We start from the raw sequence: 11,443 nt of genomic DNA on the forward strand, positions 1-11,443 counted from the left end.
AACACGACCTGCTTACCCATGAAAAAAACTATTGGATTAGCCCTTTTTGCCGGTGGCCTGCTGCTTTCGGCGGCTACCCTGAAGCCGGTACAACCGCCGGCCACCCCTTCTTTAAAGGAAGCCTATAAAAACTATTTTCCCGTTGGCGTGGCTGTTGGCCCCCGGAACCTGACGGGTCCCGAAGCGGATCTGATCGTACAGCAGTTTAGCAGCGTAACACCGGAGAATGCGATGAAGATGGGGCCTATTCATCCGGAAGAAAACCGGTATCTCTGGCGCGATGCCGACGCAATTGTGGATTTTGCCCAAAAGAATGGGCTGAAGGTCAGGGGCCATACCCTGTGCTGGCATAACCAGACGCCACGCTGGTTCTTTACCGACTCTACCGGCAAACAGGTGAGCCGGGACGTGCTGCTGGGGCGGTTGAAACAACACATCGACGCGGTGGTTGGCCGGTACAAAGGTCGGATATACGCCTGGGATGTTGTGAACGAAGCCGTTCCCGATACCAGCGAGGCTGTTTACCGGCAGTCGAAGTTCTACGAAATCATCGGGGAAGACTATATCGAAAAAGCGTTTGAATACGCCCACGCAGCCGACCCGGATGCCAAACTGTTCTACAACGACTACAATACCGAAAACAGCGCCAAGCGGGAAAAAATCTACCGGCTGCTGAAGAAGCTGACCGCCAAGAAAGTGCCGGTCCACGGCGTGGGCCTTCAGGGGCACTGGTCCATCTACGAGCCGACCCGGCAGGAACTGGAAACATCCATCCGGCAGTTTGCCGGCCTGGGCCTTCAGGTTCAGATCACAGAATTAGATGTGTCGGTTTACCCCAAAGAGCACGAACGCCGGGCGAAAAAGCCCACCGATACCAGTCAGTTGACGCCCGAGATGGTAAAACAGCAGACCGCTCAGTATAAAATGCTGTTTGACACCTTCCGGAAACACAAACGGACCCTGACCGGCGTTACGTTCTGGAATGTATCCGACAAAACGACCTGGCTGGATAACTTCCCCGTTCCCGGCCGGAAAGATTACCCGCTGTTATTCGACCAGAATTACCAGCCGAAAGAAGCCTTCTGGGGTGTGGTGAAGTTTTGACGGCCCGTAAGATTGCGTACATTAGGCCGAGAAAAACAGCCAAAACGTCCTTGCCGCTATGCCCCCGTTGACAAAACGTGACTTTCTGAAAACCATCGCCGGCACCACCGGTCTGACGATGTTGTCCGGCTTTAACCCGGCCGAAGCGTTTGACCGGGTAGCGGCCTTAACGCCCACCGAACTGGCGCGGGACGAACCCTTCTGGCAGCAAATCCGGTCGGCCTATACCGTCACCAGCGATTTTATTCACCTCGAAAATGGCTACTACTCCCTGGCCGCGCAGGACGTACTCGACAACTACCAGCAGCATATCCGCCGGATAAACGCCGTATCGTCGTACTACATGCGCACCCGGCAGTTCGACGATAAACTGGAATCCCGCAGGCAGTTGGCCGGGCTGCTGGGCTGCTCAACCGAGGAGGTAATTATCACCCGCAACACCACCGAATCGCTGGATACGGTTATTGCGGGCATCAACTGGAAGCCGGGCGACGAAGCTGTGATGGCCGAGCAGGACTACGGGGCCATGCTCGATATGTTCAGGCTCCAGGCCCGTCGGTACGGCATGGTCAACCGGCTGATTTCTATTCCCAATCATCCGGAATCGGACGAAGCCATTGTCAGCCTGTACGAAAAAGCCATTACGCCCAAGACCCGGCTGCTGATGGTTTGCCATATGGTGAATATTACGGGGCAGATCCTGCCGGTCCGGAAAATTGTGGAGATGGCTCACCGGCGCAATGTGGAGGTCCTGGTGGATGGTGCCCACGCTTTTGGGCATCTGGACTTCCGCATGGCCGATCTGGGCGGCTGCGACTACTACGGCAGCAGCCTGCACAAATGGCTGGGAACCCCGCTGGGCGCGGGCCTGCTGTATGTACGGAAAGACAAAATTCAGCCACTCTGGCCGATGTTTGGCGAATCGGGCTTTGCCGACGATGATATCCGGAAGCTGAACCATACCGGCACCCATCCGGTAGCAACCGATCTGGCGATTCAGGACGCCATCCGCTTTCACCAGCAGATCGGCATTGCCCGCAAGGAGGCCCGGCTGCGCTATCTGCAGCGCTACTGGACCGATCAGGTTCGGAACCACCCCAACATTATCCTGAACACCCCCGCCGACCCTTTCCGGACCTGCGCCATTGCCAATGTGGGCGTTAAAACCATAAAACCGGTCGAACTGGCGAAACGCCTGTTCGACCGGTACACGATCTTTACGGTAGCCATCGATTCCGCCAACGTGCAGGGTGTGCGGGTTACGCCCCACCTGTTTACCACCACGCCGGAACTGGATGCCTTTGTAAAAGCACTACGGGAAATTGCCGGCTAAGGCATGGTCGGAATAGCAATGCCGGTATACATCAGGTCTTTGTCGTACTTGGCGATGGTGGTGGCCCGGCCCGTCTCCAGATCGATGGTGAACAGCGTGGCTTTTTTATTTACTTCAAATAGCGCCAGGGGCACTCCGCTGGGTGAAATATCAAAACCACCCTCACCGACTACCTTTAATCCCAGCGAACCGACTTCCACCAGGGTACCGTTGTTGGGCGGCATCTGCTTAAAGAGCTTCTGGCTGCTGATATCAATATCGTACAGCGTCGTGGTCATTGCCCCGTCCATGTTGTTGGTATAGGCCACCGCCGAGATCCGGGCACCGGCCTGGCCGTTAATCATGCCGTCTACCCCGTTCATCACCACCATACCATTGTCCGGATTTACCCGCAGGTTCTGCCCCTGATCCGTGACGATCCGGATGCGGTCTACGGTCGGGTTAAAGTCAAAGCCGGCCACATTGCCGGTCAGCATAGGCGTAAACGGTCCTGTACCCGCCATAGTAGCCACACCGGTTTCGGGATTGATCACGTAAATCCGGCTGGTGCTCCCCAGTCCGTACAATTTCCCGTTTCTCGGCCGAAAATCGATACCTTTAATTTGCTCGCCGGTTTGCAGGCCGGTAATCGTCACCGACTGTAGCAGCATTTCCGGATTTTTGGTCGAGTACTTGTCGAGCTGGATACCCCCGGCCAGGGCGTAGAAGATAATGTCACCAAAACCTTTCTTTGCGTTTACCTCCGACGGTCTTTGAGGTTCACTGGGCACGAGTGCATCGTTCCGGCAGGCAGCCAGAGTGGTAAGCAGGAGGACGAAGGCGATGGCCTTCATGGGGCTAAAGATACCTTTCATGTTCACAATTGTTGAGATGAAAACTGTTGTTACGCCCTTACCTACGCAATACCACCGCATCCGGATTGTCACAACTTAGCGTGTGGCCTAAATAGCAAGAGGCTGACATAAGGATATGTCAGCCTCTTGCCCCAAATAACCTGATTACTAGCGCTTTTCCTGCGTCAGTTCTTTTTCGTCATAGCTCAGACCGTACTGCTTCAGCACATCGGCGGGTACGCCATCCCACTGGTTGGGGGTGTTGCCTACGTAGCCGATGTCTTTGATACCCATCGGGCTGGTGTAAAAGCCGGTGAGCACAAAACCGCGCAGGCGGTTGAAGAAAGCTACGCCCTGACTCATCTCGGGTTTAGCCAGTTCGGGGTACGCAATGGCATCCACCACCTCGATCTGCTGCGCTTTGGTGATCTGCGCAAACGGCTTGCCATACTGCTTGGTGCAATAGTTGTCCAGCCAGCGCAATCCCCCACGCATCGGCGTCTGGTTGGCGGGTACGTCTTTCATCATAAACTCGATAAAAGCAGGCACCCCAGCCTGCGACGCACTGCCCGATTTTGAGTCAGCCGGAATAATAATATCCGACAGCACCGTAATGGTCTGTAGTTCCTGCGGGGTGAAGAACTTCTGCTTCATCAGCTCCGCATCGCGGATAGCCTCGAACTTCTGCCGCCCACCCGGTACTTTTATGGGGGTTTCGGGTGGTGCAGGCACGGCTGCTTCGACCGGCATAACCGCCAGCCCCAGCGAACTCAACGAAATAGCTTTAAGGGTGTCTCTGCGTTTCATCTTTTTTTCAGGGTTTGAAGTTTGAGGTTTGTAGTTTGAAGTTATAGTCGGCCTGTTCTTCTGAGACGTTGTATTTATTGCCTTTGTATTCAGTGCGGTTCAAGTAAGTAATCAGGCTGGTAATCATCCTGCTAATTTGTTCGGCAGTCTGATATTGCTGGTGAAACTCATCCTCTGTGATGTATTTCTGGTCGAACGCCCGGTACAACTGAGATCTAACCTCACCGGCTGACCCTTTGGCTATTCCAAGGAATTGAATAAACTCTCCTCTGCCTCCTCGTTCGAATCCTTCAGCAATGTTATCCATCACCGAACCACTTGATCGCCGGAATTGGCTGCGAAGATCGTAGTCTTTGACAAATGCACCAACTGAAGTGATTCTATAGACATCTTGTGCAAGTTCTCTTGCCTTCTGCCAAGCCTTTAATTCTTCAAATCGTTGCAGCGTCGCCATAACTACAAACTTCAAACCTCAAACTTACTTAAATATTCTTCTGCTTTACTTGATCAATGAGGTAATCGGAGGTGCGCATGGAACAGGCCAGGATGGTCCAGGTGACGTTTTTGTCGCCCTGCGACGGGAAGGCCGCGGCATCCACCACGAACAGGTTCTTCACATCGTGGGCCTGCTGAAACGAGTTCAGAGCGGAGTTCTTCGGATTGGACCCCATGCGGGCAGTACCTACCTCGTGAATGATCCGGCCGGGCGCTTCCAGGCCGTAGTTGTTTTCCGGTCCGGGCTTGTTACCAAGCGCGATGCCGCCCATGGCGTGGATGATCTCCTCAAACGTATCCTGCATGTGCTTGGCTTGTTTCACCTCGGCCTCCGACCATTTGTAGTTGAAGCGCAAGGTGGGAATACCGTACTTATCCACGTTGTTCGGGTCGATTTCGCAGTAGTTGCTTTCCAGAGGCACCGGCTCACCCCGGCCGGCCATACCGATAAAAGCCCCGTAATAACGGCGGATGTCATCTTTCATGGCAGCACCGTAGCCACCGGCCGGGCGCTTCTTGCCATCGCGGCCAGGAATCATGCCGTTCAGACCGGCGACACCACCCATAAAGCCGTAGCCCGGCATCCCCATACCGCCGGAGTACTCGATGTGGTAGCCACGGGGGAAGTCGAGTTTCTTATTGTCGAGCCACCAGGGCGTAAAGACGTGCATCCCGCCCACGCCGTCTTCGTTGTACCGCTTACGGTCCATCAGCGTCGGGATAAAGGCCGACCGCGAAGCCCCCGTCGAGTCGTTAAGGTATTTACCGATCACCCCGCTGGAGTTAGCCAGTCCGTTGGGGAAGCGCGACGATTTGGAGTTGAGCAGCAGCCGGGCCGTTTCGCAGGTACTGGCGGCCAGCACCACTACTTTGGCCTGCACCGTTTTTTCCTGCAGCGATTCCGTGTCGACGTACGACACGCCGGTGGTCAGGCCGGTATTGGCGTCGGTCAGCACCTCGCGGGCCATCGCGTTGGTAATCAGCGTCACGTTGCCACTTTGCAGCGCGGGTTTGACCAGGACCGACGACGACGAGAAGTCGGCATAGGCCGAACAACCGCGACCGCACTGACTGCAATAGAAGCATTGCCCCCGGTCTTTGTTGATGGGTTTGGTCAGGATAGACAGGCGCGACGGAATGACCGGAATACCGATACCCCTGCCTGCTTTCCGGATCATCAGCTCGTGCAGACGCGGCTTGGGGGCGGGCAGGAAAACGCCGTCCGGCTCGTTGCGCAGACCTTCTTTGGAGCCAAAGACGCCGATGAGCCGGTCTACCTTATCGTAGTACGGCGACACATCGTCGTAGCCGATTGGCCAGTCCTCACCGATACCGGTCATGGACCGGCGTTTGAAATCATCGGGGCCGAAGCGCAGCGAAATGCGGCCCCAGTGGTTGGTACGTCCGCCCAGCATCCGCGACCGGAACCAGTGGAACTCCGTGCCCTGAGCGGCCGTGTAGGGTTCCCCCTCGATCTGCCAGCCACCCCAGGCGGCATCGAAATCACCGAAAGCCCGGGTGGTGCCGGCCCCGCGCCGGGGCGACTCATAGGGCCATTTCAACTGGGTGATGTACTTCGGGTCGGCAGGGTCGTAGTAGCCACCGGCTTCCAGCAGAACGACTTTGGCACCAGCCTTCGACAACTGATAAGCCGCCATACCCCCACCGGCCCCGGAGCCTACGATGCAGACATCGTACACCTGGGGAGCCTTTTTTATCTGAAATAGATCCATGTAATTTGGGTTAGAGAAAAATATGCAGCCATAAAGATATTTCTAAAAAGACCGGAAATCGCTATTTATACTATACCACCTGCACTTTTACCTGACCAGGTGATAAATCGATGTTCACGGGTGTGCGCGTCACGTATCCTGACCGTTCACAAACTCAGTTTTGGGCATCTGCCGGTTTCATGTGTAATATTAGGCAGGCAAAACCACCAATCCCGTGAAATCGTCCAGGACTCCGCTCTTAAACCTCCTCAGACAGGCCTACAGACTGGCCGTAGCAGCAAACCAGCCTCAGAACCCACCCGCCGACGAACTGATCGATCAATGGCGTGAACACCACTCGCGTCGCCACTTTCTGCGCTCGGCCGGCCAGCTTACCCTGCTGGCGGGAGGTCTCGGTACGCTGGAAGCCTGCCGTCCGGATATACTGGACCCAGCGCAGCCGCTGACCCGCGACCGGGCGGCCCGGCGAAACGATCAACCCTTGGTGGCAATCATCGGAGCCGGTATTGCCGGACTGAATGCTGCGCATACGTTCCGCAAAAATAATTTCGACAACTTCACCATCTACGAAGGTTCGTCGCGGACGGGGGGCCGGATGTACACTACCAAAAACATCATGGCACCGGGACTCACCACCGAATTAGGCGGTGAATTCATCGACAGCGGCCACCGCGATATGCTCCAACTGGCCAGTGAGTTTGGCCTGTCGCTGCTCGACACCCAAGCCCCGTCGGAACTGGCGCTGACGAAAGATGCGTACTATTTTGGTGGCCGGCATTACGCGCTCAGCGAGGTGGTAGCCGCCTTCCGGCAGATTGCGCCCCGTCTGGACAAAGACATTAAAAGCCTGCCACCCGTGGTCGACTACCGTACCAGAGGTATTGCCCGGACTCTTGATCACTTGTCGATCTCGGCCTACCTGACGAGCATCGGCGCCAGTGGGTGGCTAAAGGATTTGCTGGAGGTAGCCTACGAAACTGAATTCGGCTTGTCGTGCCAGGTGCAGTCGGCCATCAATCTGCTGTACCTGATCTCGGCCGATACCCAAAAGGGTCTATTTGATGTGTTTGGTATCAGCGATGAGCGGTATAAAATTGCCGGCGGCAACCAGCAGATTACCGATAAGCTGACGGTCTTGTACCAGAGCCATATTGAACCGGATAAAAAGCTGACGGCGATCCATGCTGCCGGATCTAAGCTAGCCCTGACGTTTGCTGATGGCTCCGTTGTGCAGGCCGATTACGCCCTCATTACGCTACCGTTCACCATGCTTCGGGAAGTAAGCATCAATGTATCCCTGGATCCGGTGAAGAAAAAAGCCATTCAGGAGCTAGGCTACGGCACCAACGCCAAGCTGATGATGGGCTTCAGCGGCCATCCCTGGCGGAATCTGAACTATTCGGGTTATGTATTCTCAGATAACGGCCTACAGACCGGCTGGGACAATAGCCAGATGCAGGGCATTCCCGGTGCCGGCGGCTACACGGTCTACCTGGGCGGGCAGCGGGGCCTGGATGTTGGCACAGGGACACCTGACAACCAGAAAGACCTGTACCTGCCCCTGCTGAATCAGATTTTCCCCGGTTCACAGGCACTGTACAACGGCCATGTGCAACGTTTTCACTGGCCAACCCATCCGTTTGCCAAGGCCAGTTATGCCTGCTACACCCTAGGGCAATGGACCAGCATAGCCGGAGCCGAAATGGAACAGGCCGGGCGGCTGTTCTTTGCCGGTGAGCATTGCAGCTTTGCGTTCCAGGGCTACATGAACGGCGGAGCCGAAACCGGCCGGCGGGCCGCCCGCGAGATGCTTCGCTATGTGGCGGCAACCTCGGCCCGGCCGGTCTGATACCCTGTAATGAGCGGGCGGAGAAAACCATTTTGAGTCCGGCTCAACGTTGCCAATGGTTGACGATGAATTGAGATGTATCTTTGCTGCATGATTCAATCAGGCACTGATCTCCAGGCGGCAAAAAACTTATTAGAACAGGGCGAAGTCGTTGGTATTCCCACCGAAACAGTTTACGGCCTGGCGGGTAATGCCCTCAATCCCGACGCTGTACTCCGGATATTTAAGGTAAAAAATCGCCCGGCATTCGATCCACTGATTGTGCATACCGATTCGCTGGCGAAAGTGAGTCAGTTTGTGGAAGCGATACCTGCGCCGGCAAAGAAGCTGGCGGAGACGTTCTGGCCGGGTCCGCTGACGTTGCTGCTGCCAAAGCAGGCTATCATCCCGGATCTGGTTACCTCTGGGCTGGATACGGTGGCGGTGCGTATCCCCAACCACCCGCTCACGCTCGACCTGCTCCGGTCGCTGGACTTTCCGCTGGCCGCGCCGAGCGCTAACCCGTTCGGGTACATCAGTCCTACCACGGCTCAGCACGTTGCCGATCAGTTGGGCGACCAGATCCCATATGTGCTGGACGGCGGGGCCTGTCAGATCGGCCTCGAATCCACCATTATTGGGTTTGATGAAGATCATGACCCAATCGTGTACCGGCTGGGCGGCATGGCGCTGGAGAGCATTGAAGCCGTTGTGGGACCGCTGACGGTGCGCAGCCACTCGACATCGAACCCAAAAGCGCCCGGCATGCTCAGCAGCCATTATGCCCCCCGCAAACCGCTGGTGCTGATGCCCAGCCACTATGCCGCCGTTGACCCCGAAATGAGCGAAGTTGGTGCCCTGGCTTTCCAGCGTCCTATCGAAAACATTCCCCCGGATCGGCAATTGATCCTCTCCCCCGCCGGCGACCTGACCGAAGCCGCCAAAAACCTCTTTGCCTACCTCCGCCAGCTGGACCAGCTCGATATTGACATCATCTACGCCGAAAAACTCCCCGACGAAGGCCTCGGCCGCGCCATCAACGACCGACTACGCCGGGCTGCCGTGCGGTGAGCAGGCAGACTCACCGTTTATCCGGGTAAGAAGACAAAAGCCACTGACGCTCATTACCGCTCAAAATTCGGTTTCGTATCCAGCTTATCGGACTGGAGGCCCCGGAGCTTTACCTTCAGGATCACCCCCTCGGGCGTGAGCGTGGAATGGTAGACTTCGTCGCCGTTCCAGTTGCGGATTTTCTTCCAGGTACCGTTCTCGAACGTACCTTCCTCAACGGAGATAAACTCGGCCGACGAAAAGCCGGAACCCAGCTTAGGGCGAAACTGGAACTTGGTATCAAAACCGATCAGGATAAACTCATCCGGCCCGGTCTCCCCTACCAGTACCCGGCCTGTCATTTCTTTCCCCTCCCGGTATGAGGGAAAGCCATACGTAAGCAGCAGGTCGTATTTGCCGAAGTGCATAAGCTCGTCGCCTAAGCCATCTTCCTCCGCAGCAGCCTTCAGCTTCCCCTCCTTCTGTAGCCGGGTGATTAAAGGAATGGCTGGCCGCAACAGCCGATAGTTGGCGGCAATACCGGCAAACTTGTTGTCGAGTTTCTCTTTGTCCCGCTTGTCGTGCGGATCGGCATGAAAGGGATCGATGCCGTAGGGCGCTACCCCGATGGCGTTGTAATCGCCGATGGCGTAGAAATGAAAACGGGCAAACGAAATGCCTCTTCCGGTTTCGGGGATAAACAGCGCGTTATCCGGCCGGCCATACTTCTCGCACAGATCCCGGAACTGCATGTAATTGCGGTGATAGATATCGACCGCCAGCAAATCGATGCTCGGACCCGCTACCTTGTATATATCCAGCATATTCGATGTAGGGCCACCGCTGGGGTGCTCGCCCGCCCGGCCAAAGCGGTTTTCGCGAATCCAGGCATTTACGTACATCGGCAGCGGGTACTCTTTCTTACCGGCTTCGGCGATGTAGTTGATGTACGACGCCATGTGGTAGGCCGAGAACGCTTCGGCAGCTTCCGGGCCGAATACCTGCGCCCACGTGCCCGGCTGCTTTTTCAGCGCCGACACCAGTTTAGCCGGCACCTGATAGTTGAATAGCTTGGTGGCGGCCGGCGAGTAATCGCGGTCGGTGCCCAGCGAGCCGGGTTCGTTTTCCGGCTGCATCATGATGACCGTTCGGTGGGTCTCGTCCATCTGACGGATGTGCGCCATCACGGCGGCAAACGCGCGGGCGTCGGCGTTGCGGTTTTTCTCTGAGAGGGTCGACAGGACCTGGATTGGCCGGCCGGTGCCGTCCAGCATGCGGGGATACTCCTGCGTGTTTTCTTTCACCCAGGCCGGCACATACTGCGACTGCCCGTTTTTGAACGAAGCAAACCACAGCAGCACCAGCCGAAGGTTTTCCCGGCGCGCATCCAGAATCAGCTTGTCCAGGATGCTGAAGTCGTACTGGCCCGGCTGGGGTTCGATCTGCTCCCAGTAGATCGGTACCTCCAGCGTGTTGCAATTCAGTTCCCGAAGCTGGGGCCATGTTTTATCCAGAATACCCGGCCAGCCGCTCGAATTCCACAGCTGAGCCCCCAGAATGAGAAAAGGCTGACCGTCTACCAGCAGGGTATGTTTACCATTTTCGCTGACCAGCCGGGGAATGGGCGGAGCCTGGCGGAGGGTCTGGGTACGCTCCTGTCGGGGACGGCTCTGGGCCAACACATCAACGTGACAGATTCCTAGGAGCGCGAAGAGAAATAACGTAGAGGCAATTTTGCGCATTGATTCTGCAGAAAGTATACGCCAAAAAGTCAGGTAACGCCTGCGGTCTACTTGTGTAAAGAGTAACGGACGAGACAGTACTTACACTTACTACATTTGAGCAAACTAGCCTACTGCTTACCTGATAAAGAGCTTATAGCGTATTAGTTTTTGCAAATTTTAACAAATTTTGAACGTGCCTTTAAGATTTGTTAAGGCTAAATAATACACAATTAGGTTACATGAGCATTTGCCTGACGCGAGTAACCGGACGAAGCAAGGCGGAGTAGGAACGAACTAAGAACGAACCTTTAACATTTGTTAAGGCTAAAATAATGAAAAATAGTCACTTATAAATTATAACTAAATAGCTAGGCGGAAAAGCTAACTTCTTTAACTCTACTCAAGGCGGGGATATGTTCAATGAAGTGTGTCATGGTTTAAATTTTCATGTAAGGCTTCACACGGTCTCCAAATAAAATGACCAGTTGCTGCACCGTCAACGACCAGTTCGCTAAGGGCTTTTGCCACTTCTCCAT

At 55.6% G+C, this 11,443-nt stretch carries 9 protein-coding genes; 4 read left to right on the plus strand and 5 right to left on the minus strand.

The features are described 5' to 3' along the window. Positions 1-18: 18 nt before the first annotated feature. Together ABD931_RS17205 and ABD931_RS17210 are read left to right on the plus strand one after the other, a co-directional pair. Positions 19-1,104 (plus strand): endo-1,4-beta-xylanase, encoded by a 1,086-nt coding sequence (locus ABD931_RS17205; protein ID WP_345269070.1) that lies wholly within the window; start codon positions 19-21, stop codon positions 1,102-1,104. A 58-nt stretch (positions 1,105-1,162) separates the two neighbouring features. Further along, positions 1,163-2,437, plus strand: coding sequence for an aminotransferase class V-fold PLP-dependent enzyme (locus tag ABD931_RS17210; protein ID WP_345269071.1), 1,275 nt, complete (start codon positions 1,163-1,165; stop codon positions 2,435-2,437). On the opposite strand, the gene ABD931_RS17215 is transcribed toward ABD931_RS17210, so the two are convergent. The 4 genes from ABD931_RS17215 to ABD931_RS17230 form a co-directional block, all read right to left on the minus strand. Next, on the minus strand, positions 2,434-3,291 hold the full coding sequence (locus tag ABD931_RS17215) for a DUF4394 domain-containing protein (protein WP_345269072.1): 858 nt from the start codon (positions 3,289-3,291) through the stop codon (positions 2,434-2,436). The genes ABD931_RS17210 and ABD931_RS17215 overlap by 4 nt on opposite strands. Positions 3,292-3,438: 147 nt before the next feature. Continuing rightward, complete coding sequence (locus ABD931_RS17220) at positions 3,439-4,077, minus strand: gluconate 2-dehydrogenase subunit 3 family protein (RefSeq protein WP_345269073.1); 639 nt, start codon at positions 4,075-4,077, stop codon at positions 3,439-3,441. A gap of 7 nt (positions 4,078-4,084) precedes the next feature. After that, positions 4,085-4,546 carry a four helix bundle protein gene (locus ABD931_RS17225; protein ID WP_345269074.1) on the minus strand — a complete coding sequence of 154 codons (462 nt, stop codon included), beginning with the start codon at positions 4,544-4,546 and terminating at the stop codon, positions 4,085-4,087. A gap of 13 nt (positions 4,547-4,559) precedes the next feature. Continuing rightward, positions 4,560-6,305, minus strand: coding sequence for a GMC family oxidoreductase (locus ABD931_RS17230; protein WP_345269075.1), 1,746 nt, complete (start codon positions 6,303-6,305; stop codon positions 4,560-4,562). 214 nt (positions 6,306-6,519) lie between these two features. Here ABD931_RS17230 and ABD931_RS17235 point away from each other — a divergent pair, with 214 nt between their 5' ends. Continuing rightward, the gene (locus ABD931_RS17235; RefSeq protein ID WP_345269076.1) at positions 6,520-8,154 is read left to right on the plus strand and encodes a flavin monoamine oxidase family protein; all 1,635 of its coding nucleotides are present in this window, start codon (positions 6,520-6,522) and stop codon (positions 8,152-8,154) included. Between the two features lie 90 nt (positions 8,155-8,244). Then, positions 8,245-9,204: an L-threonylcarbamoyladenylate synthase gene (locus ABD931_RS17240; protein WP_345269077.1), complete on the plus strand. Its 960-nt coding sequence runs from the start codon at positions 8,245-8,247 to the stop codon at positions 9,202-9,204. Positions 9,205-9,257: 53 nt separating this feature from the next. Here ABD931_RS17240 and ABD931_RS17245 read toward each other — a convergent pair whose 3' ends face one another. Further along, positions 9,258-10,925: a GH35 family beta-galactosidase gene (locus ABD931_RS17245; RefSeq protein ID WP_345269078.1), complete on the minus strand. Its 1,668-nt coding sequence runs from the start codon at positions 10,923-10,925 to the stop codon at positions 9,258-9,260. Between the last annotated feature and the right edge of the window lie 518 nt (positions 10,926-11,443).

Source organism: Nibrella viscosa (genome assembly GCF_039541875.1).
GTDB classification, from domain to species: domain Bacteria; phylum Bacteroidota; class Bacteroidia; order Cytophagales; family Spirosomataceae; genus Nibrella; species Nibrella viscosa.